The organism is Pseudomonas sp. PAMC 25886, assembly GCF_000242655.1.
In the GTDB taxonomy this organism is placed as follows: domain Bacteria; phylum Pseudomonadota; class Gammaproteobacteria; order Pseudomonadales; family Pseudomonadaceae; genus Aquipseudomonas.
Genome location: NZ_AHHC01000084.1, coordinates 292,744 through 314,708, shown reverse-complemented (window position 1 = coordinate 314,708; position 21,965 = coordinate 292,744). Strand labels below are relative to the sequence as shown.

Genomic DNA, 21,965 nt, shown 5'->3' with positions numbered 1-21,965 from the left:
AATCAGATCATCCATTGGCCTCAAGGAGATCGACACATGGGCAGCGACGCCGAGACGGGAACCGTACGCTCAGTGGGGCGGGCACTGGCGATCATCGAATTGCTCGGCGAGCACCAGGCGCTGGGGCTGGAAGAGTTGCATTACCTGACCCGCCTGCCCAAGGCCACCGTCTCGCGGATGCTGCTGACCTTGCAGGAGCAGGGCTGGATCTATCGCGGCCTGAGCGACCGGCGTTACCGCCTGCGGGCCCGACGCCTGTTTGGCGACACCCAGCAACGCTTCAAGCGCCAGTTGGTGGAAAGTGCTGCGCCCTGGTTGCTGGACCTCAGCGAGCGCACCGGCCTGGTGGTGGACCTGTCGAGCTTCGACGGTGAACGCCTGGAGGTGATGGAAAGCGCGATCCCCACGGTGCTGCGCAAGCTCTACCCGAACAACTGCCAGATCGTCGGCCAGCACGCCAGCCTGTTTCACTCGGCCATGGGCAAGGCGTGCCTGTCGCAGTTGTCGGCGGATGAAGTGCAGCGCCTGGCCGGTCGTGAGCGGGTGGCAGAAGACGACCAATACCGGGCGTGTGAACAGTCCCAGCACCAAGGGTTTGGCCAGCGCACCGAGGGCTACTGGGAATACCCGGTGCGCCTGCCGTTCCTGATTCGCGCCGTGGCCTTGCCGGTGCGGGCCAACGGACGATTGGTGGGCAGCATGGCGCTGCACTGGCCGATGGATCAGGCGCCGGTGGAGCGAGTGCTGAGCCTGCACCTGGCCAGCCTGGAGTCGACCATTCGCGATGTGCAGCAGGCGTTGGCCTGAAATACAGCTCATGTGGGAGCGGGCTTGCTCGCGAAGAACTCACAGGCACCGCGTTCATTCAGAATGCCCGCGTCATCGTTGGCAACCTTCGCGAGCAAGCTCGCTCCTACAGGAGGTCTTTGTTACTGTTCGTTCAGGTTTTTTGCCCCACGAGTCTTTATGCCCCTGTTCAAACCCATGGCCTTCCTGCTGCTGGCCGCTGCCACCGTGCCTGCCCACGCCGACTGGTACCTGGACAACGAGTCCTCGCGCCTGTCGTTCGTCACCACCAAAAACACCGACATTGCCGAAGTGCAGCGCTTTCTGGTGCTGCACGGCAAGGTCGACAGCAAGGGCGCGGCGCAGCTGGAAGTCGAACTGGAGTCGATCAACAGCGGCATCCCGCTGCGGGATGAACGCATGCGCAATGACCTGTTCGAGATCAAGTCCTTCCCCGACGCCGTGATCAACGCGCAGATCAACCTGCAACCCATCAACGACCTGGCCCCCGGCGCGCAATACGAGCTGCGCCTGCCGCTGTCGGTGACGTTGCACGGCAAGACCCAAACCTATAGCGCCGAGTTGTTGGCCACGCGCCTGGATGACCGGCGCTTTCAAGTGGTGACCCTGGAGCCGTTGGTGGTGCACGCCGAGGATTTCGATTTGCTGCCGGGCGTGGCCGCGTTGCGCAAGGCCGCCGGGCTGTCGCAGATCAGCCTGTCGGTACCGGTGGGTGCGGTACTGATTTTCACGGCGCGCTGACATGAGCGGCGCAGTGTTCCCGTGGCGCAGCGCCAACCGATTCGAGTTGATGATCGACGGTCCGAGTTTCTTTCCGCGCATGCTGGAAGGCATCGCCCAGGCCGAGCAACAGGTTGCGCTGGAGCTGTATCTGGTGGAAGCGGGGGCGTGTGCCGAGGCGATGGTTCAGGCTCTGGTCGCTGCCGCTGAGCGGGGCGTGCGGGTGCGTTGCCTGTTCGATGACTACGGCAGCCTGGCCTTTACCCTGGGCCTGCGTCGGCGGTTGGTCGAGGCCGGGGTGGACCTGCGTTTCTACAACCGCCTGAGCTGGCGCCGCTGGATGCGCAACCTCTATCGGGACCACCGCAAGCTGTTGCTGATCGACCAGACCATCGCCGTGGTCGGCGGCACGGGTGTGACGGATGAATTCTGGACGCCCGGGGAAGACACCGCCGACTGGCACGAAGTGATGGTGCAAATCCGCGGCCCGCTGGTGCTGGATTGGCAGGCGTTGTTTGATCGCCAATGGCTGGCCAATGATGATCGTCGGGCGTGGAAACCGGCCACGCATTTTGGCCTGCCGCGCTTGCCCAAGGTGCCGGCCACCGGGCCGGGGTTGGGGCGTGTGGCCTACGCCGATGCCCGCCAGCACCGCGATATTTTGCAATCGCTGATCCGCGCGCTGAACAGCGGCCACCGGCGTATCTGGCTGGCCACGCCGTATTTCCTGCCGACCTGGAGCGTTCGCCGGGCCCTGCGCCGGGCGGCGGGGCGCGGGGTGGATGTGCGCTTGCTGCTGACCGGGCCGCGCACCGATCACCCGTCGGTGCGGTATGCCGGGCACCGCTACTACCCGCGCCTGCTCAAGTCGGGGGTGCAGATTTTCGAGTATCAGCCGTGCTTCCTGCACCTGAAGATGGTGTTGGTGGACGATTGGGTGAGCATCGGCTCGTGCAACTTCGACCACTGGAATTTGCGCTTCAACCTGGAGGCAAATCTGGAAGCGTTGGATCCGGAGCTGACGCTGGCGGTGGCGGGGAGTTTTGAGCGGGACTTTGCCCAAAGCCAGGCGGTGAGCCTGGAGGCGTGGAAATCGCGGCCCTTGTGGCGGCGGGTGAAACAGCGGGTGTGGGGGTGGATTGACCGGTTGGTGGTTAACCTGCTGGATCGCCGCGGCTAACCAGACCACTCAGATCAAATGTGGGAGCTGGCTTGTGTGGGAGCTGGCTTGCCTGCGATGCAGACACCTCGGTACTTCAGATGCACCGAGGTGATGCAATCGCGGGCAAGCCCGGCTCCCACACAAACCAGCTCCCACACTGACCGCGTTTACAGCTTTAGATCAAAGCAGTTCGAAGCTCTGCTGCTTCACGTCCTGGGAATCCAACCCAATCTGCACATTGAACTCGCCCGGCTCAGCCGCGAATTTCAGCTGGGTGTTGTAGAACTTCAAGTCTTCCTCGGTGATGGTGAAGTGCACCGCGCGCTCTTCGCCCGCCTTGAGCATGATCTTCTGGAAGTTCTTCAATTCCTTCACCGGGCGGATCATCGAGCCGGCCACGTCCTGGATGTACAGCTGCACCACGGTCTCGCCATCGACCTTGCCGGTGTTTTTCACCACCACGGTGGCGTCGAGCTTGCCGGTCTTGTTCAGGGTGGTGGACGACAGCGCCATGTCCGACAGACTGAAGCTGGTATAGCTCAAGCCATAACCAAACGGAAACAACGGCCCGGTGGTGTCATCGAAGTACTGCGAGGTGTAGTTGCCCGGCTTGCCCGGGGTGAACGGCCGGCCAATGCTCAGGTGGTTGTAGTAGGTCGGAATCTGCCCCACCGAACGCGGGAAGGTGATGGGCAGCTTGCCCGACGGGTTGTAGTCGCCGAACAGCACGTCTGCGATTGCGTTGCCGCCTTCGGTACCGGCGAACCAGGTTTCCAGGATCGCGTCAGCCTGTTCGTTCTCGTCGACAATCGACAGCGGACGACCATTCATCAAGACCAGCACCAGCGGTTTGCCGGTGGCTTTCAGCGCCTTGATCAGGTCGCGCTGGCTTTGCGGGATGTTCAGGTCGGTACGGCTCGATGATTCGTGGGACATGCCACGGGACTCGCCCACGGCCGCCACGACCACGTCGGCGTCTTTGGCGGCTTTCACCGCTTCATCGATCATCGCCTGTGACGAGCGCGTGTCATCCACCACTTCCGGGGCATCGAAGTTCAGGAAGTTGAGGTAATCGACCACTTTCTTGTCGTTGGTGATGTTGGCGCCACGGGCGTAGATCACTTTGCCTTTTTCGCCGATCACGGCGTTCAGGCCGTCCAGCAGAGTCACCGATTGCGCGGGTTTGCCGGCAGCGGCCCAACTGCCCATCATGTCGATCGGCGCCTTGGCCAGCGGGCCGACCAGGGCGATGGTCGCGGTCTTTTTCAGTGGCAGGGTGTTGTTCTGGTTTTTCAGCAACACCAGGCTGCGGCGCGCTACGTCACGGGCATCGCTGCGGTGCAGGCGGCTTTCGGCGTAAGTGTCGGCCGGGTCATCCTCGGCCTTGCCGATGCGCAGGTACGGGTCGGCGAACAGGCCCATGTCGTACTTGGCGCCGAGCACTTCGCGCACGGCGTTGTCGATGTCGCTCTGTTCGATCTCGCCGGATTTCAGCAGGCCGGGCAGTTCCTTGCCGTAGAGCGAGTCGTTCATGCTCATGTCGATGCCGGCCTTGATCGCCAGCTTGGCAGCTTCACGCCCGTCCTTGGCCACGCCGTGCTTGATCAGCTCGAAGATCGCGCCATGGTCGCTGACGGCCAGGCCCTTGAAGCCCCAGTCCTTGCGCAGCAGGTCGTTCATCAGCCAGGTGTTGGCCGTGGCGGGCACGCCGTTGATCGAGTTCAGCGCAACCATCACGCCGCCGGCACCGGCCTTGATCGCGGCGTGGTAGGGCGGCAGGTAGTCCTGGTACATCTTGACCGGGCTCATGTCGACGACGTTGTAGTCGCGACCGCCTTCCACCGCGCCATACAGGGCGAAGTGCTTGACGCTGGCCATGATGCTGTCGGCCTTGGCGGGGCTGCTGCCCTGGAAGGCCTTGACCATCACCTCGGCAATGCGCGAGGTCAGGTAGGTGTCTTCGCCAAACCCTTCGGAGGTACGGCCCCAGCGCGGGTCGCGGGAGATGTCGACCATCGGTGCAAAGGTGATGTCGAGGCTGTCGGCGGCGGCTTCCTGGGCAGCGATGCGCCCGGAGCGGCCAATGGCGTCCATGTCCCAGCTGGAGGCCAGGGCCAGGCTGATCGGGAAAATCGTGCGGTGGCCGTGGATCACGTCATAGGCGAAGAACATCGGGATCTTCAGCCGGCTGCGCATGGCCGCGTCCTGCATCGGACGGTTTTCCGGGCGGGTGATCGAGTTGAAGGTACCGCCGATGCGACCGGCGGCGATTTCCTTGCGGATCAGCTCGCGGGGCATTTCGGGGCCGATGCTGATCAGGCGCAATTGGCCGATCTTTTCATCGAGGGTCATCTGCTTGAGCAGATCGCTGACGAAGGCGTCTTTGTCCTTGAGTACTGCGGGCTTTGTTTCGGCAAATACGGAGTGAGTGGCCAAACTGACAACAAGGCCCAGCAAACACAGCTTCTTCATGAAAATCCTTTCTCGCAGCCTCGGGACCGGAGAGCGTCTATTGTTGTTCGGGGGTTGTTCAGATAAATGCAGCACACTTCTGAACTCTTATTGGCGCTGGGCATCTTTTAGCTGATTGGCTCGATGCAATCCAGTGGGTGGTGGCGGATTATGCCCTAAGCCCGTAGCTAACGCGTCAGTCGGTATATTTCATAGGTTTGGCAGGAGAAACACCATGCAAGCAGCACAAGGTTACCGCTGGGGCTGGAAGGCCGTGGCATTGATACTGGTGAGCACCGTATTGAGCGGTTGCGGCATCAACAAGATCCCGACCCTGGACGAACAGGCCAAGGCCGCCTGGGCCCAGGTGCAGAACCAGTACCAGCGGCGCGCCGACCTGATCCCCAACCTGGTGGAAGTGGTGAAGGGCTACGCCGCCCATGAACAGGACACCCTGACCGCCGTGATCGAAGCGCGGGCCAAGGCCACCTCGATCCAGGTGGACGCCAGCACCCTCGACAACCCGGAAAAACTCAAGCAGTTCCAGCAAGCCCAGGACGGCTTGAGCGGTGCACTCAGCCGCTTGATGGTGGTGTCCGAGCGTTACCCGGACCTGAAGGCCAACCAGAACTTCCTGGCCCTGCAGTCCCAGCTTGAAGGCACCGAAAACCGCATCAGCGTGGCCCGCCGCGACTTTATCCAGGCGGTGCAGGCCTACAACACCGAGATTCGCACCTTCCCTGGCCGCCTGTGGCACAGCGTGATGTACAGCGACTTGCCGATCCGCGCCAACTTCGAGGCCACCAGTGCCGATGCCGATAAAGCGCCGCAAGTGAAATTCTGATGGGCAAGCGCGCTTGGCTGCTGGCGGCGGTACTGCTGGCCTTCAGCCTGACTGCCCAGGCCGCCCTGAATTTCCCGGCCCTGACCGGACGGGTGGTCGACAACGCCCAGATGATCGACCCGGCCGTGCGCGCGCAGCTGACCCAGCAATTGCAGGCGCTGGAGCAGACCAGCGGTGACCAGATCGTGGTGGTCACCGTGCCCGACCTGCAAGGCGTGCCCATTGAAGACTTCGGTTATCAACTGGGCCGCGCCTGGGGCATCGGCCAGAAGGGCAAGGACAACGGCGCACTGCTGATCGTCGCCCGGGATGAGCGCAAGATCCGTATCGAAGTGGGTTACGGCCTTGAGGGCGTACTCACGGACGCGCAGTCCTGGGTGATCATCAACCAGGTGATTGCCCCGGCGTTCAAGGCGGGCAACTACAGCAAGGGCATCAGCGACGGTGTGGCGGCGATGCTGCAGGTGGTGGGCGGCGATCCGCTGGCGGTGCCGGCGCATGTGTCCGAGGCCAACTTCGCCACGCAAAACCCCGGTATTTCCTTCGGCCTGTTTATCCTGCTGCTGGCGGTGTTGTGGCTGTGCAATCGCATGGGCCTGCCCGTTGGCGCTATCCTGCTGGCGATTCTCAGCAGCAGTGGCCGTGGCGGCGGGGGAGGCGGCGGTGGCGGTGGTGGTTTCAGGGGCGGCGGCGGTGGTTTTGGCGGCGGTGGCGCCTCGGGCGGCTGGTAATGACAATAACTAGAGAGCATCAACAACCATGGCCTTACTGAGTCAACACGAGCAACGCCAGGTCGCCGAGGCGATCGCCCGGGTCGAGCAACAGACCGACGCCGAACTGGTGACCGTGCTTGCGGCCCGCGCCGACGACTACGCCTACATCCCGCTGTTGTGGGCCAGCCTGCTGGCGCTGGTGGTGCCGGGGATCATTCACTATGTGTCGGGCTGGTTGAGCATGTACACCTTGCTGCTGGCGCAATGGGGCACGTTTGTCGTGCTGTGCCTGGTGTTCCGGTTGCCTAGGGTCACCACGCGGCTGATCCCGCGTTCTGTGCGGCATTGGCGTGCGTCCAACCTGGCGCGCCGGCAGTTCCTGGAGCAGCACCTGCACCACACGCTGGGCAGTACCGGGGTGCTGATCTTTGTCAGCGAGGCGGAGCGGTATGTGGAAATCCTGGTGGACAAGGGCATTTCCAGTCGCCTGGATGACAGCAGTTGGGATGTGATCGTCAAGGACTTCACCCGCCAGGTGAAGCAAGGCCAGACGTTGGCCGGGTTTATCAGCTGCATTGAAGCCTGTGGGGCGCTGCTCAAGGAGCACGTACCGGTGACCCACGCACGCAATGAGTTGCCGAACCGGTTGGTGGTGTTGGAGTAGTGTAAAATTCCCGGCATTCCCTGCCCGAGGCGTTTTTGTTCATGTCTGCCACCGCTAAACCTGCCAGCCCCGCGCCGGATCATCACGCGCAGTTCCTCGAACTGCTGAGTGCGAGCCTTGAGCAAAACGCCTTTATCAAGCTGGTGCTGGCCAAGTACGTCGGCACCGAGCCTGACCTGCAGAAGCTGATCATCAAGCAACTGACGGTCAAGGATCAGCCTTGCCTGTCCTTCGTTTACCGCTACAAGACCCGCGACATCACCAAGAACTTCTCCCTGGCTGACTGCGTGGCGGCGATTGCCGAGCTGTTGCCGGCGTCGTTCAAGAACGCGCACCTGCTCTCGGTGACCGACGAAGCCCAGTTGGAATACAGCAAGAAGAACAAAAGCTCGCTGTTCAAAAGCAAGCCGCAACAACTGCGGGAGGCGCCGTCTGCGGAGCACAACCGCGAGAAGAATCGCTTCCTGGACCTCACCCGGCCATTTCTTGCTGACCTTGGCGTGACCAACGCCAAGCATGAGCTGATCCCGGCGATGTCGCGCAAGTGGAAGCAGATCAACAAGTTCATCGAAGTGTTCAGCCATGCGCTGACCACGTCACCGTTGAAGCTGGACCAGCCGGTGCGGGTCGCGGACTTTGGCTCGGGCAAGGGCTACCTGACCTTCGCCATCCACGATTACCTGCGCAACACCCTCAATGCCGAGGGCGAAGTGACCGGCGTGGAATTGCGCGAAGACATGGTGACCCTGTGCAACAACGCCGCCGCCCGCCTGGAACACCCGGGGCTGGTGTTCAAGTGCGGGGATGTGCGCAGCGTCGCGCCCAGCGAACTGGACGTGATGATTGCCCTGCATGCCTGCGACATCGCCACCGACTACGCGATTCACACCGGCATCCGTTCCGGCGCGTCGATCATCATGTGCTCGCCGTGCTGCCATAAGCAGATTCGCCTGCAGATCCAGAGCCCGGCGTTGCTCAAGCCGATGCTGCAATACGGCCTGCACCTGGGCCAGCAGGCGGAAATGGTCACCGACAGTTTGCGGGCATTGTTCCTCGAAGCCTGTGGCTACGAGACCAAGGTGTTTGAGTTCATCTCGTTGGAGCACACCAACAAGAACAAGATGATCCTTGCCGTGAAACGCGCGGAGCCGGTGGACCCGGCGCAGTTGCTGGTGAAAATCCAGGAGCTGAAGGCGTTCTACACCATCACCGAGCACTGCCTGGAAACCCTGCTGCGGGCGGACGGTTACCTGGCCTGAGAACGACGCTGACCAAAATGTGGGAGCTGGCTTGCCTGCGATGCAGGCACCTCGGTGTATCAGGTAAAGCGAGGTGATGCTATCGCAGGCAAGCCAGCTCCTACATCAGACCGTGCTGGCCTTGGGAGCTGGGGCAGGTTTCACACTGGTCTTGCGCCCCAACATCACCGTCACAATCACCCCACAGGCAAACAGCCAGGTAATCGGCTCGATGTGCTCACCAAAAAACAGCGCCGAAAACGCGATGGTGAAAAAGATCTGCAGCAGCTGAATCTGGCTGACCCGGGCGATGCCCCCCATGGCCAGCCCGGCGTACCACGCAAAGAACCCCAGGAACTGCGAAAACAGCGAGACATAACCAAACGCCCACCAGGTGTGCATGGAAATCGGTCCTTGGTGTTGCAGCGCCAGGTAGGCCACCGGCCCGATCAACACTGGCGTCGACAGCACCAGCGCCCAGCAGATCACCTGCCAGCCGCCCATCTCCTTGGCCAACCGGCCGCCTTCGGCATAACCCAGCCCGCCCACGGCAATCGCGCCGAGCATCAACAGGTCGCCCGCCTGGATACTGCCGGCCCCGGTGATCAGCGCATAACTGAGCACCAGCGCGCTGCCCAGCGCCGCGCAGGCCCAGAAGGCTTTTGATGGCCGCTCATGGGACAGCCACGCCGCATACAGCGCCACGCACAGCGGCTGCAACCCGTTGACCAGCGCACCATGGGACGCCGGCAAGGTTTGCATGGCCCAGGCCGACAGCACCGGGAAACCCAGGATCACCCCGGCAATCACCAGCGTCAGCCCGCGCACCTGGCGCCAGGTGGGCCAGCGCTCACGGCGCCACAGCAACAACGCCGCCGCCGGCACCGCCGCAAACAACGCCCGGCCCAGGCCATTGAGCAGCGGGTGGATTTCCTGCACCACGATACGGGTGAAGGGCAGGGTGAGGCTGAAGATGATGACGCCCAGCAGGCCGAGGGCCATGCCGGTATTTTCGCGGGAGCTCATGGAAGGAACCAGGATCGAATGGGCCGGAAGTGGACGTTCATCTAGCCACAAAGCCCGAAAAACGCGGGCCTACAGCTGGGTGCGGATTTATCCGTACAGTTGTAGTAGCGGGCCATTACCCGGCCCGGCGGCACAGGTCTATCTTGGCTACTCTTGTCTGCCCAACCGTTCAACCGGAGGAATGCCCCATGGCTGCGAAAAAAATCCTGATGCTGGTCGGCGATTACGTCGAAGACTATGAAGTGATGGTGCCGTTCCAGGCGCTGTTGATGGTGGGGCATACCGTGCACGCCGTGTGCCCGGACAAGACCGCCGGCCAGACCGTGCGCACGGCGATCCACGACTTCGAAGGCGACCAGACCTACAGCGAAAAGCCCGGGCACCTGTTTGCCTTGAATGCCGACTTCGCCAAGGTCGACGCCGCCGACTACGACGCGCTGCTGGTGCCCGGTGGCCGTGCCCCCGAGTACCTGCGCCTGAACGAAAAAGTGCTGCAACTGGTGAAGGCATTCGACCAGGCTGGCAAGCCCATCGCTGCGGTGTGCCACGGCGCGCAACTGCTGGCGGCCGCCGGCATCCTGGAAGGCCGTGAGTGCAGTGCCTATCCTGCGTGCGGGCCTGAAGTGCGATTGGCGGGTGGTACGTTCATCGATATCCCGGTGACCGACAGCCACGTTCAAGGCAATCTGGTAACTGCCCCGGCGTGGCCGGCGCACCCAAGCTGGCTCGCGGGTTTCCTCGGCCTGCTGGGCACCAGAATTACCCTGTAAACCGGAGGTCATCGCCATGTGCGAGCTGTACGTCAAGGCCGACCCGATTCTGTACGAGTCCCGCTCGCGCTCCCTGCGCATCTGTGGCGTGGTGAGCACCGTGCGCCTGGAAAACCAGTTCTGGGACATCCTCAGCGAAATCGCCGAGGTGGATGGCATGACCACCAATCAGCTGATCGCCAAGTTGTATGAGGAAGTGATGGATTATCGCGGCGAAGTGGTGAATTTCGCTTCGTTTTTGCGGGTGAGTTGTACGCGGTATTTGAGTCGGCAGCGGGTTCATGCGCCAGAGCTCAGCCTGGTTAATACACGAGGTGGCGCGCAGAAGATCTAAATGTGGGAGCGGGCTTGCTGTGGTGAGGGGGCTTGTCCCCCGTCGGGTTCACCACAGATTGATGGGGCTGCTTCGCAGCCCAACGCGGGGCAAGCCCGCTCGCCACAGCAAGCCAGCTCCCACACTGATCGGGTTTCCAAGCCGAATGCTGGTGAAGGGTCAGAAGAACCGCGTCACGCTGATCTTCGCATCGCGGCCCTTGGTATAGGCGCGGTCGCCGCTCAGGGCCGGGCGGAAGTTGTTGTTGAACAGGTTGTCCACGGTGAAGTTCACCTCGGTGCCCTTCAGATAAGCCTGTTGCGGCTTCCAGCTGGCGAACAGGCCCTGGGTGTTGTAGCGCTTGTTGCCGTACTGATCGTAGAACAGGTCGCCGATGCTGGTGCCCGGGCCGCCGGAGTACTTGTCGCTCGGCAAACGGCTGGTGGCGCCGATGAACTGCCCTTGCCAGCCCACCTGTGCATCCAGGCTCGGGATCTTGGTGCCGAGCACGATCACCCATTTGGTCGGCGGAATATCCCGCGCCCAGACGTCCGGCCCCCATGGGTTGGTGTAGGCACCTTCGTGTTTGCCGGTGGTGTAGGCGAAGGACACCGAGCCGAACACGTAGGTGGAGTCATAGAAACTCTCGGCCTCGAAACCCTTGATGGTCATGCCGCCGATGTTGCGGTAGTTGGACATCGCTCCCGGTGGGCAGGCGCTGGAAATCGTCCCGCCGTTGACCGCCTGATTCTGGCAGCCCACACCCGTGTTCTTGAAGATCTCGTCCTCGACCTTGTTGTGGAACAACGTGGTACGCAGTTGCAGGTTGTCGCCGTGGGTGAACACGTCGGCGAAGCTCGTGACGTTGCCCAGGGTGATCGAGGTGATGCGCTCCGGGTCCAGGTCGAGGCTGGTGGCGGTGCGGCTGCCCAGGCCCTGCACTTCATACTGCTCGTCGATTACCGGGGCGCGCCAGGTGCGGCTCCAGTTGGCAAACATCGCCACGTTCGGGGTGATGGTCCAGTACGCCGCGAGGCGTGGCGACCAGCCGGTGTAGGTACGGTCGCTGTAGTCGTGGCCGATGGCCGGGTCCGGGCTGCTGTAGTACGGCGCGTCGTTGGCTTCGCCGCGGTTGCGCACATGGTCATAGCGCATCGACGGGGTAATGGTGACATCGCCCAGCGTCACCGCGTCCTGGATAAAGAAACTGTTGGTGTCGACCTTGCCATGGGGCATGAAGCCCGGCTGGAAGTGCCCGTAGTTGTATTTGGGGGTGTTGTAGGTGGCGCCGGGCATCCACATTTCGGTTTCCCGGGTGTGCTTGCGGATCTGCACCCCGGTGGTCACCGCGTGCTGCAACTGGCCGGTTGAAAACAGGCTGACGTTGCGTACGTCGAGGTTCTTGTCGTTGTAGGAGGTGTCCATCTTGCGCCCGCCGGTGGCCAGCTGGAAAAACGCCGTGGCGTCACGCTCGTCGGTCTGGTCGGTGTTGGACTCGGAATACTTGATGGTCAAGTCCACCAGCGGGTTATTCATCGGCTGGTATTCGTACTTGCTGCTCCAGGTGGTGTCGACGGTGTTGCGGTTGGCCAGGAAGCGCTTCAGCGCGGCTTCGTAGCCATAGCGGTCGATGTTGGCCTGGGTGGGCGGCGTCGGGTAGCTGGCGGCGGAGAAGGGCGTCCAGCGCTGGCTGTTGGAGCGTGAATACGACAGGCCCAGGCTGTGCTCGTCGGTGAAGTGGGCGTTCACCTTGAACAGTTTGCCGTCCACATTCTGCGCGCTGTTGGGCAGGCGCTTGGGGTTGATCGGGTACTGGTTGTTGTCGTTGGGCAGGGTGGCGGCCAGCTTCATGTCGCCGCCGTCGCGCTGGGTCAGGTAGGCGAGGGCGTCGAAGCGCCCGTCGTCGGTACGCCCGTAAACTGCGCTGCTGTAGACCTGCTCATGGTCGTTGCTGGAGTAGCCGTACTTGAGCATGGCGCCGCTGTTGCGCCCGTCCTTGAGCAGGTCCGGGGCATCCTTGGTGGTCATGTTGACGGTACCGCCAAAGCCGCCGTTGCCGCTGAAGGGCGAGTTGGGGCCTTTCTCCACTTCGATGCTCTTGATCAGTTCGGGCTCGATAAACACTGTGCCCTGCTGGTAGCGCTCAAACCCGCTTTTGGTGGCGCCATCGACGGTCAGCGGCACGTCTTCGGCGTCGCCGAAACCGCGGATGTTGATGGTCTGGCCGCCGGGCTTCAGCGAGCCGCCCTGGCTGATGCCGGGCAAGGTTTGCAGCAGGCTGGGGATGTTATTGGACTGGTAACGGTCGATGTCTGCCTGGCTCAGGGTGGAGCGGCCTACGGTGGTGGAGTCGACCTCGTTGCCGGTGCCGATCACACTCAGGGCTTCCAGCTGGATCGCGCTGCTGTTGGTGGTCTTGCCTTCTTCGGGCCGTACCACGTAGGTGCTGCCGACCTTGAGCAACACGAACTCGCCGTCCTTGAGCAGGGTGCGAATCGCCACTTCCGGTGTGAAGTCGCCGTTGATGGCCGGCGCCTGGACATTTTTCAGCAGCGTTTCATCGAACAGCAGCTGGATTTTCGCTTGCTGCGCCACCTGGCTCAGGGACGTGGCCAGGGACTGGGCCGGCAGTTGCAGCTTGAACGACTCGGCCTGGGCACTCAGGCTGAAGGCCAGGCAGGCGGCAATGGCGGTGGGTCGAATAAACAGGTGCTGAACGTGGCAAGGCGCGCGAAACATGAAATCCCCCGGAGTAGCCAAATGGCCAAAAAGGTGTGCGTATCAAACGCAGACCCGAGGAAGACGCGGCAGGAAAAATAATCCTCACATGCGAATGAAAAATATTCTCAAACAAGAATTTCGCGAGGTTATTTGCGCGGTTCGATCCTGATATTGCCGTCTGCCAACGCCACGGTTTTCACCGGCAACAGGGCCGGCAGCGCGTTGAGCAGGGCGTCTGGATCATTCACATCCAGGTTGCCCGATACCTTCAACTGCGCCACCGCGCTGTCCACCAGCAACGGCGCCTGGGGCCGGTACAGGCTCAACTCGTCCATCAAACTGGCCAGCTCGCGATTACGAAACGACACATGCCCGCCGCGCCAATCGGCAACCTCGCCGGCGGTGAGGGTTTGTTGCTGCACGGTGCCCTTGGCATAACTGAACGTGGCGCGCTGCTGGGCGCCGAGCAACAGGGCGGGCACCTTGGCATCGGCGTCGAACGCCACTTGGCCGTGGGCCACACTGACCACCAGCTGCTGCTTGCTGCGCCGCACGTCGAAGCCGGTGCCTACCACCCGCACATTGGCTTCGCCGGCCTGCACGAACAGCGGCCGTTCCTTGTCGGCGGCCACCTCGATATACAACTGGCCCTGATCCAGGTGCACGATGCGCTGGTGACTGTTGAAGTCGACCCGCAAGCGCGTGTTGGCGTTGACGTACAGCGTGCTGCCGTCGGGCAGATGCAGGGTGCGCATGCCTTTGGCATGGGCCGCGACCTGGGTGTGGAACAGCTCCCGCGGGGCGCCGATGTTGCTTGCCAGCACGGCACACACCAACGCGGCAGCCACCGCCAGGGCGGGGCGCCACACGGGTGTCTTGCGCACGGGCAGCGGTGTCGGTTTGTTCAGTTGCTGCAACTGGGCAAGGTCGGCCCACAGCTGTTCGAACTCGGCATAGGCGCGGGCATGGGCCGGCTCGGACTGCCAGGCGGCAAACGCCTTGCGGTCGGCGCGCGCCGTGTCATTGCGGTTGCGCGCAAACCAGCTGGCGGCCTGGGCATCGATCGAGTCGCTGGCCTCGATGTCACAGGTGTCGATGTCGCTCAGGCGGTTCATTCTGGCTGCTCCTTGCCGTGTTCTTGTTGAAGTCGCTGCTTGCAATGCAGCAGGGCAAAGGCGATGTGCTTTTCCACCATGCTGACCGAAACTCCCATGCGCTCGGCGATCTGGGCCTGGCTCAGGCCTTCGAAGCGGTGCAGCATAAGGGCTTCTCGCCTTCTGGGCGAGAGTTCAGCGAGGACTTCTTTCAACTGTTCCAGGCGTTGCAGGCGTTGCGCGGCGGCCATGGGATCGTCTCGCGGGTCGCTGACAGACTCGGCATCCAGTTCGGCCTGTTGCTGGTGGACGGTGTGCCGCACCTTCTGTTTGCGCCAGTGATCGCGCAGCAGGTTGCGCGCCATCTGGAACAGAAACGCCCGTGGCTGCTCGACCTGAGCCCGGTCGCGGTAGTCCAGCCATTGGGTGAAGACATCCTGGGTCATGTCTGCCGCGTCGCTGGCGTTGTCCGTGCGTTTGCGCAGGAAATGCAGGATATCTGCATAAAACCCGCGAAAGGCATCGGCCGACAGCGGGTCGGGCTTGGGACGAGACATGGATATCCTTCTTGACGAAGCACGACGTAGAAAAGTCGCGAATGATATCGAGAATTATTGTCATTTGTCTCTATCGAAATACACGCATCAGTGTGGGAGCAGGCTTGCCTGCGATGCAGGCACCTCGGTTTGTCAGAAATACCGAGGTGATGCCATCGCAGGCAAGCCAGCTCCTACAGGGGGTTCACCGCAATGTGGTCAGTAGCTCTTGAAGCTGAACCCGGCCAGCCTCACCCAGCGGGAACACTGGCAGGCGTGGGTCCCCGCACTCCAGCCCCGTGAGCCGCAAACCGGCCTTGATCGTCGCCGGCAAGCCGCCTTTGAGGATGAAGTCCAGCAACGGCAACTGGCGATAAAACAGCTCCCGCGCTTTCTTCAGGTCATTGGCCAAAACGGCTCCATACAGATCCAGATTGAGCTGCGCAATCAGGTTTGGCGCTGCCGTGCACCAGCCCTTCGCGCCCGCCGCAAACGCTTCCAGTGCCAGCGGATTGCAGCCGTTGTAGAACGGCAACTGGCCCTCGCTGCGCCGATACAGCTGGTGCATGCGCTGAATATCCCCGGTGCTTTCCTTGACCATGGTCACATTGTCGACGCTTTCGACGATGCGCATGATCAAGTCCACCGACAGGTCTGTACCGCTGGTGGCCGGGTTGTTGTAGAGCATGATCGGCACGCCGATGCTGTCACCGATGGCCGCATAGTGGGCGAGGATTTCCGCCTCGCTGAGCTTCCAGTACGAGGCCGGCAACACCATCACCACGTCTGCACCGTGGCTTTCGGCAAACCGCGCGCGGCGCACGGCCTTGGCGGTGGTCAGGTCGGAGACGCTGACGATGGTCGGCACGCGCTTGCCGACCTTCTGGAGGCTGTAGGCGGCGACGTCGTCCCACTCCGCATCGCTGAGGTAAGCGCCTTCGCCGGTGCTGCCCAACGGTGCGATGGCGTGCACGCCGCTGTCGATCAAGCGGTCGATGGAGCGCCCGAGGGCGTCCAGGTCAAGGTGCTGGCCGTCTGCACTGAACGGGGTGATGGTGTAGCCGATAATGCCGTGAATAGAAGGGCTGGACATGGAAAAGTCTCCGGTCGAAAAAGGGTTTCAGTTCAGGCAATCGGCGTGTTGACGCAGGTTCTGCCGAGCGTAGTAGTTGAACGCGGCGCCATGGCGCTTGGGCTTGGAAATCCAGTCATGGGCTTCGCGGCCCAGTTCCGGCAGGATCGGCTTGATCGTGCCGGCGGCCATCGCCAGCAGCTGCAATTTCGCCGCGCGCTCAATCAACTGCGCGATGACACAGGCTTCCTCGATGCTCGCCCCGGTGGACAATTGACCGTGGTGGGACAGCAGGATGGCGCGCTTGTCGCCCAGGGCGGCGGTGATGATTTCGCCTTCCTCGTTGCCCACTGGCACACCGGGCCAGGCTTCCAGGAAGGCGCAGTCTTCGTACAGCGGGCACAGGTCCATGTGGGACACCTGCAGCGGCACTTCCAGCATCGACAACGCAGCGATGTGAGTCGGGTGAGTGTGGATGATGCAGTTCACGTCCGGGCGACCGCGGTACACCCAGCTGTGAAAACGGTTGGCCGGGTTGGGCATGCCATGGCCTTCCAACACCTCCAGGTCTTCGTTGACCAGCAACAGGTTGCTGGCGGTGATTTCATCGAAACCCAGGCCCAGTTGCTGGGTGTAATAAGTGCCCGGTGTCGGGCCGCGTGCGGTGATCTGCCCGGCGAGGCCGGAGTCGTGACCGTTTTCGAACAGGATCCGGCAGGTGAGCGCCAGCTTTTGCCGGTCGGTCCACGTATTATCCGCCAGGGTGCTTTGCATCTGGGTCAGTGCTTGCTTGACCAGTTGGTCTTTCGGGAGTGCTAATGTCTTGGCCATATCAGTGTCCTTGTTCGTCGCAAATGACACGAAAGAGACTATATGACACAAAGTGTCATTGGCAAGCATTCATCATCGCCTCTTTAATGGATTAACCGCTGCACATGTCTATCCGTTTGAAAATACTGAGAAAAAAACTTGGAGTGACCCTGGAGTCGCTCGCGGAAAAATCCGGGATGACCAAGAGTTACCTGTCGAAAGTCGAGCGCGGGCTGAATACGCCGTCGATTGCGGCGGCGCTGAAACTGGCCAAGGCGTTGAACGTGAAGGTCGAAGAGCTGTTCAGCGAAGACAACGTCAGCCTGGACAGCTACAGCCTGGTGCGCAGCCATGAGCGGCAGGCCTTGTCGGGCACCGATGCGTCACCGGGGTATGCGGTGCTGGCCCATCAGGTCAGTGAGCGCAGCCTGCTGCCGTTCATCATTTATCCGCCGGCGGAGTTCACTGACAAGACCTTCAAGGAGCATTTGGGGGAAGAGTTTTTGTTTGTGCATGAAGGCCAGGTGGAGGTGGATTTCATGAGTGAGCGGGTGGTGTTGAACCGTGGGGATGCGCTGCATTTCAATGCGCAGAAACCTCACCGGATTCGGTCGGTGGGGGAGGTTCAGGCGCAGCTTTTGGTGGTGGTGCACAGCAGCGACGAGTGATGTTGGGTTTGGGTACATATCCGTTATTTGGGTGATGGCTTCGATGGGTTCCGCTCTTACAGCGGCTCACTTTTGAAAGGAGCCCAAAAGTAACCAAAAGGCTCTTGCCCCACCACTCGGCACCTCGCTCAGGCTCGGTGTGCCCTCACTCCGGCATTACTCCGCGGGCCGCCGCGACGGGGCGTCCCTGCCCCGTCGCGGCTAAACCGGCGTCCTGCCGGTTTACCCGCTCCGTACTACCTGCGTTCGGCCAGCGTGGTTTAACGGGGCGCCTAAGATCAAGATCAAAAGCAGATCAAGAACACAGCGGCCTACAGGCCGGCTTGAGTGGTGTGGAGCAAAAGCAAAATCAAAATCTAAAGCGGGCACGATCCCCTGTAGGAGCTGGCTTGCCTGCGATGGCATCACCTCGGTGCATCTGAAAAACCGAGGTGTCTGCATCGCAGGCAAGCCAGCTCCCACAGAAAAGCAGAGCTGCATCAGTTTCAGTTTCAGATTTGGCTTTCGCTTTGGATTTTGCTCTGGCTTCTACCACTCCAGCCGGCCTGTAGGCCGCTGTGCTCTTGCTTTTGATCTTGATCTGGCTCTGACTGCCCCAATAAGCCCGAGGCCGAACGCAGGGATTGAGGAGCGGGTAAACCGGCAGGACGCCGGTTTAGCCGCGACGGGCCAGGGACGGGCCGTCGCGGCGGCCCGCGGAGCAATGCCGGAGTGAGGGAACACCGAGCCTAGGCGAGGTGCCGACAGGCGGGGCAGAGCCCTTTGCTTACTTTGGGGCTTTTCCAAAGTGAGTCGCTGTAAGAGCGAAACCCTAAGTAGCCATCACCTAAATAACGGATATGTACACAAAACCCCACCACCCATCACCGCTCCACCGGCACCGAAAGCCCCGGTGTGCCAAGCGCATGACTACGCGCATCAAAAAACCGCAACGCCACATCCATCCCCTCAAACAGCTCCGCAAAACGCCGCTTCTGCTGCTGGATAAACCCCGCACTACGACCAAACACCGAAATCGCCAAAGTGCTGACGTTCGCCTGCCGAATCGCCTGCACAAGATGCACATCCTGCGCGCCGAGGTGATGCCCGAAAATGCAAAGCCCACCCTCATGGCTCAACAACTGCTCATAACAGAACGACAAATAGTCAGAACTGCGAATCGTCTTCAGCTTCTCCTCAACCTTCCCCTCGCTGACAAACAACGGCACATCATCCAGCGTCTTGATCGTATTGTTGATCGCAAAACTGCTAAGCAACGTGCTGTCAGTGGTCGGCAATTTACGCGCCGTACCATCAAGGTTACGCACCAAGTGCAAACCACCATGCAAATACAAAATGCGCGTTCTGTCGGTCACGGTATTGCGCAGGTCAAAGCTCGCATCGGCACTGCGAAACAGATCATCGATGCCCGGCGCCTGCAGGATCGCCCAGTAGTTGAGCAAGTCGTAATTGCTGGTAAACACCGTCGGGTAACTCGCCAATTCCTGATGAATCGTCGCCAGCGTCGAAGGCTTCACCAGGCGCCACGGGATGTGCACGCTGTGGATCGTGTTGATCAGCGCCTCCTTGATCGCGTAGTAACGATTACGCGGCGCCGCCGAACTGACGGCCAGGGCCTTGTTGACCCGGCTGGTGGTCTTCAGCGCCCCCAGCACCTGTTCGAAGCTGCGGGTCTGCATCGCGTCAAACACGCTGAGTTCAGACTGGCTCAGGGGTTTTTCTTCCACGGTGCGGGCGTTTTCGAACAGTGAGTCGTAGGCAAAGTCTTCCCACACTGCGCGGCTGGCGCCGTTGCCGATCAGGATCCCGCTGAAGGCGGTACTGCTGCGCAAGGCGTTCCAGTCTTCTAGGTGGGCATCAAAATCCTGGGAATCCTTCATTGCGGCGGGTCTACTCAAAATCGGCTGGGCGGTGACTTTATCACGAGCGGGCGTTGATCCTGGTCAAGATGCCGCAGGCAATCGAGGTCGATGCTGTAGGCATAACGACTTTAAAGGATTAGCCACCATGAGCAGCACCTTCTTCATTCCCGCCGTCAACATCATGGGCATCGACTGCCTCGACGAAGCCATGACCGCCATTCGCAACTACGGTTTCCGCAAGGCGCTGATCGTTACCGACGCCGGGATGGCCAAGGCAGGTGTTGCCAGCATGATCGCCGAAAAACTCGCGATGCAGGACATCGACTCGGTGATCTATGACGGCGCCAAGCCCAACCCGAATGTCGAGAACGTTGAAAAAGGCCTGGCCCTGCTGAAACAGAGCGCCTGTGATTTCGTGGTGTCCCTGGGTGGCGGTTCGCCCCATGACTGCGCCAAGGGCATTGCCCTGTGTGCGACCAACGGTGGGCACATTGGGGATTACGAAGGCGTCGACCAGTCGGCCAAGCCGCAACTGCCGCTGGTGGCGATCAACACCACCGCCGGCACCGCCAGCGAAATGACCCGCTTCTGCATCATCACCGACGAAACCCGTCACGTGAAAATGGCCATCGTCGACCGCAATGTCACGCCGCTGCTGTCGGTCAACGACCCGGCGCTGATGGTCGGCATGCCCAAGGGCCTGACCGCCGCCACTGGCATGGACGCGCTCACCCATGCGATCGAAGCCTACGTCTCCACGGCCGCCAACCCGATCACCGATGCGTGCGCGATCAAGGCCATCGAGCTGATCAGCGCCAACCTGCGCATTGCAGTGCGCGACGGTAAAGACATGGCTGCCCGGGAGAATATGGCCTACGCGCAGTTCCTCGCCGGCATGGCCTTCAACAATGCGTCCCTGGGGTTCGTGCACGCCATGGCTCACCAGTTGGGCGGCCTGTATGACTTGCCACACGGCGTGTGCAATGCGGTGCTGTTGCCCCACGTGCAAAGCTTCAACGCCAGCGTCAGCGCCGAACGCCTCAGCCATGTGGCCCGGGCGTTGGGTGCCGACATCAAGGGTACGTCGGCGGAAGAGGGCGCCCAGGCGGCCATCGCGGCGATTCGCAGCCTGTCCCAGGATGTGGAAATTCCTGCCGGGCTGCGGGAGTTGGGCGCCAAGTTGCAGGACATCCCGCTGCTGGCGAGCAACGCACTGAAGGATGCCTGCGGCCTGACCAATCCACGGCGGGCGGATCAACGTCAGATTGAGGAGATCTTTCGCAGCGCGTTTTGATCGGCTCTGATCAGGGCGACGCTCAGCAGTGCGCCGCCCGCCAGCACCCCGCACAACACCGCCAACGGCCAGGCCTGCTGACTCGCCAACAGGCTGGCCACACCACCGATCGCCGCGGCCATCAACTGATGCATAAAGCCGCTCAAGGCCATGGCGTAGGAGCCGCTCACCGGCGACTCATCATTGGCCAGCGACAGGCTGATGGGATAACTCATCGACTGCCCGAACACCGCCAGGCAGTAAGGCAACCACAATAGAATCGCCAGGCCATTGGCAAACAGGCTGCCCAGCAACATCGTTGCGCTGCCGCACATCACCAACGCCACGCCCCAACTCATCATCGACAGGCGCCCGGTGCGGGCGACCAGGCGATTGACCATCAACGCCCCCGCCAGATACGCCCCGCTGATCGGCCAGCCGAGCCAGCCATATTGCGCCGCGCTCCACTGGAAATGGCCCTGCAAGATCAAGGGTGCGCAGGTGTTGAAGGCGATGATCACCCCGTAACCCAAACCGCCCGCCAATGCAGGACGCAGAAACGCCGGATGGCGCAGGATCGTGCCGTAGATGCGCCAGGCCGAGACGTGCCCGGCGGCTTTTTCCAGTGTCGGAAACTCCACCCGTTGCAGCGCAATCATCAAGCCGGCAGCCGCCATCGCCAGCCCATAAAAGATCGCTTCCCAGCCAAATGCCACCTGCAACAGCGAGCCCACAAACTGCCCGATGCCCAACGCGATCACGAACGTCATGCCCAGCCACGACAGCCCCTTGGCCAACAGCGCACCGCTGAAACTGTCGCGAACCAGCACCCGCGCCATCACCGATACACCGCCCGCGCCGAGGCCTTGAACCAGCCGCAGGCCAAGAAACGATTCGAGGTTGTAGGCGGACGGTATCGCCGCACTGGCCAGGGCATACAGCGCCAACGCTGCCAGCAGCACCGGTTTTCTGCCAACCCGCTCACCGAGGCTGCCCCAGAGCAACATCGGCAACGCCATGCCGATCAAATACACCGCCAGGGCCAGTGCCACCTGGTCCTCGGCGGCAGGCAATGCGTGGGCAATCGCCGGTACGGCGGGTAGGTAACTGCTGATGCCAACCTGGGACAGAAAGGCCGCGCTGCAGGCGATGGCGAGGGTGGTGGTGCTTTTCAAGGGGCAAAAGATCCTGTTGAGCAGTAAGCTGCAAGCCGCAAGCTAC

General features: G+C 61.8%; 20 protein-coding genes. 11 read left to right on the top strand and 9 right to left on the bottom strand.

Annotated elements, in window-relative coordinates:
* The first annotated feature begins 36 nt into the window (after positions 1-36).
* The 3 genes from MUM_RS0129740 to MUM_RS0129730 all read left to right on the top strand — a co-directional run bounded on the left by MUM_RS0129740 (position 37) and on the right by MUM_RS0129730 (position 2,707).
* Positions 37-807: a helix-turn-helix domain-containing protein gene (locus tag MUM_RS0129740; RefSeq protein ID WP_010176651.1), complete on the top strand. Its 771-nt coding sequence runs from the start codon at positions 37-39 to the stop codon at positions 805-807.
* Positions 808-966: 159 nt separating this feature from the next.
* A complete protein-coding gene (locus MUM_RS0129735; RefSeq protein ID WP_010176650.1) occupies positions 967-1,548 on the top strand; it encodes a YceI family protein in 582 nt (193 codons plus the stop codon).
* Between the two features lies 1 nt (position 1,549).
* Positions 1,550-2,707 carry a phospholipase D-like domain-containing protein gene (locus tag MUM_RS0129730; protein WP_010176649.1) on the top strand — a complete coding sequence of 386 codons (1,158 nt, stop codon included), beginning with the start codon at positions 1,550-1,552 and terminating at the stop codon, positions 2,705-2,707.
* Positions 2,708-2,869: 162 nt separating this feature from the next.
* On the opposite strand, the gene bglX is transcribed toward MUM_RS0129730, so the two are convergent.
* Positions 2,870-5,161 (bottom strand): beta-glucosidase BglX, encoded by a 2,292-nt coding sequence (gene bglX / locus MUM_RS0129725; RefSeq protein WP_010176648.1) that lies wholly within the window; start codon positions 5,159-5,161, stop codon positions 2,870-2,872.
* A 214-nt stretch (positions 5,162-5,375) separates the two neighbouring features.
* On the opposite strand from bglX, the gene MUM_RS0129720 reads away from it, so the two are divergent.
* The 4 genes from MUM_RS0129720 to MUM_RS0129705 are packed head-to-tail and all read left to right on the top strand — an operon-like array spanning position 5,376 to position 8,620.
* Positions 5,376-5,984 carry a LemA family protein gene (locus tag MUM_RS0129720; protein WP_010176647.1) on the top strand — a complete coding sequence of 203 codons (609 nt, stop codon included), beginning with the start codon at positions 5,376-5,378 and terminating at the stop codon, positions 5,982-5,984.
* Entirely contained in the window at positions 5,984-6,715 is a 732-nt protein-coding gene (locus MUM_RS0129715; RefSeq protein WP_010176646.1) for a TPM domain-containing protein, read from the top strand. The genes MUM_RS0129720 and MUM_RS0129715 overlap by 1 nt, the downstream gene beginning before the upstream one ends.
* A gap of 28 nt (positions 6,716-6,743) precedes the next feature.
* Positions 6,744-7,361, top strand: coding sequence for a TPM domain-containing protein (locus MUM_RS0129710; protein ID WP_010176645.1), 618 nt, complete (start codon positions 6,744-6,746; stop codon positions 7,359-7,361).
* A gap of 41 nt (positions 7,362-7,402) precedes the next feature.
* Positions 7,403-8,620 carry a class I SAM-dependent methyltransferase gene (locus tag MUM_RS0129705; protein ID WP_010176644.1) on the top strand — a complete coding sequence of 406 codons (1,218 nt, stop codon included), beginning with the start codon at positions 7,403-7,405 and terminating at the stop codon, positions 8,618-8,620.
* A gap of 105 nt (positions 8,621-8,725) precedes the next feature.
* Here the strand turns inward: MUM_RS0129705 and MUM_RS0129700 are convergent, their stop codons facing one another.
* Positions 8,726-9,625 carry a DMT family transporter gene (locus MUM_RS0129700; RefSeq protein ID WP_010176643.1) on the bottom strand — a complete coding sequence of 300 codons (900 nt, stop codon included), beginning with the start codon at positions 9,623-9,625 and terminating at the stop codon, positions 8,726-8,728.
* Positions 9,626-9,813: 188 nt separating this feature from the next.
* Here MUM_RS0129700 and MUM_RS0129695 point away from each other — a divergent pair, with 188 nt between their 5' ends.
* Entirely contained in the window at positions 9,814-10,395 is a 582-nt protein-coding gene (locus tag MUM_RS0129695) for a DJ-1/PfpI family protein (protein ID WP_010176642.1), read from the top strand.
* A gap of 16 nt (positions 10,396-10,411) precedes the next feature.
* Positions 10,412-10,729 carry a ribbon-helix-helix domain-containing protein gene (locus MUM_RS0129690; RefSeq protein ID WP_010176641.1) on the top strand — a complete coding sequence of 106 codons (318 nt, stop codon included), beginning with the start codon at positions 10,412-10,414 and terminating at the stop codon, positions 10,727-10,729.
* A gap of 159 nt (positions 10,730-10,888) precedes the next feature.
* On the opposite strand, the gene MUM_RS0129685 is transcribed toward MUM_RS0129690, so the two are convergent.
* The 5 genes from MUM_RS0129685 to MUM_RS0129665 all read right to left on the bottom strand — a co-directional run bounded on the left by MUM_RS0129685 (position 10,889) and on the right by MUM_RS0129665 (position 16,962).
* The gene (locus tag MUM_RS0129685) at positions 10,889-13,447 is read right to left on the bottom strand and encodes a TonB-dependent receptor (protein WP_010176640.1); all 2,559 of its coding nucleotides are present in this window, start codon (positions 13,445-13,447) and stop codon (positions 10,889-10,891) included.
* Positions 13,448-13,575: 128 nt separating this feature from the next.
* A complete protein-coding gene (locus tag MUM_RS0129680) occupies positions 13,576-14,544 on the bottom strand; it encodes a FecR family protein (protein ID WP_010176639.1) in 969 nt (322 codons plus the stop codon).
* The gene (locus MUM_RS0129675; RefSeq protein WP_010176638.1) at positions 14,541-15,080 is read right to left on the bottom strand and encodes an RNA polymerase sigma factor; all 540 of its coding nucleotides are present in this window, start codon (positions 15,078-15,080) and stop codon (positions 14,541-14,543) included. The genes MUM_RS0129680 and MUM_RS0129675 overlap by 4 nt, the downstream gene beginning before the upstream one ends.
* A gap of 184 nt (positions 15,081-15,264) precedes the next feature.
* Positions 15,265-16,152 carry a dihydrodipicolinate synthase family protein gene (locus MUM_RS0129670; protein ID WP_010176637.1) on the bottom strand — a complete coding sequence of 296 codons (888 nt, stop codon included), beginning with the start codon at positions 16,150-16,152 and terminating at the stop codon, positions 15,265-15,267.
* Between the two features lie 27 nt (positions 16,153-16,179).
* Entirely contained in the window at positions 16,180-16,962 is a 783-nt protein-coding gene (locus MUM_RS0129665; RefSeq protein WP_010176636.1) for an aldolase, read from the bottom strand.
* A gap of 104 nt (positions 16,963-17,066) precedes the next feature.
* On the opposite strand from MUM_RS0129665, the gene MUM_RS0129660 reads away from it, so the two are divergent.
* Positions 17,067-17,609 carry a helix-turn-helix domain-containing protein gene (locus MUM_RS0129660; RefSeq protein ID WP_010176635.1) on the top strand — a complete coding sequence of 181 codons (543 nt, stop codon included), beginning with the start codon at positions 17,067-17,069 and terminating at the stop codon, positions 17,607-17,609.
* Between the two features lie 863 nt (positions 17,610-18,472).
* Here the strand turns inward: MUM_RS0129660 and MUM_RS0129655 are convergent.
* Entirely contained in the window at positions 18,473-19,489 is a 1,017-nt protein-coding gene (locus MUM_RS0129655) for a DUF4917 family protein (protein WP_010176634.1), read from the bottom strand.
* 127 nt (positions 19,490-19,616) lie between these two features.
* Here MUM_RS0129655 and yiaY point away from each other — a divergent pair, with 127 nt between their 5' ends.
* Entirely contained in the window at positions 19,617-20,765 is a 1,149-nt protein-coding gene (gene yiaY / locus MUM_RS0129650; protein ID WP_010176633.1) for an L-threonine dehydrogenase, read from the top strand.
* Here yiaY and MUM_RS0129645 read toward each other — a convergent pair.
* The gene (locus MUM_RS0129645; RefSeq protein ID WP_010176632.1) at positions 20,732-21,919 is read right to left on the bottom strand and encodes an MFS transporter; all 1,188 of its coding nucleotides are present in this window, start codon (positions 21,917-21,919) and stop codon (positions 20,732-20,734) included. The two genes, yiaY and MUM_RS0129645, sit on opposite strands and share 34 nt — an antisense overlap.
* Positions 21,920-21,965: the final 46 nt, after the last annotated feature.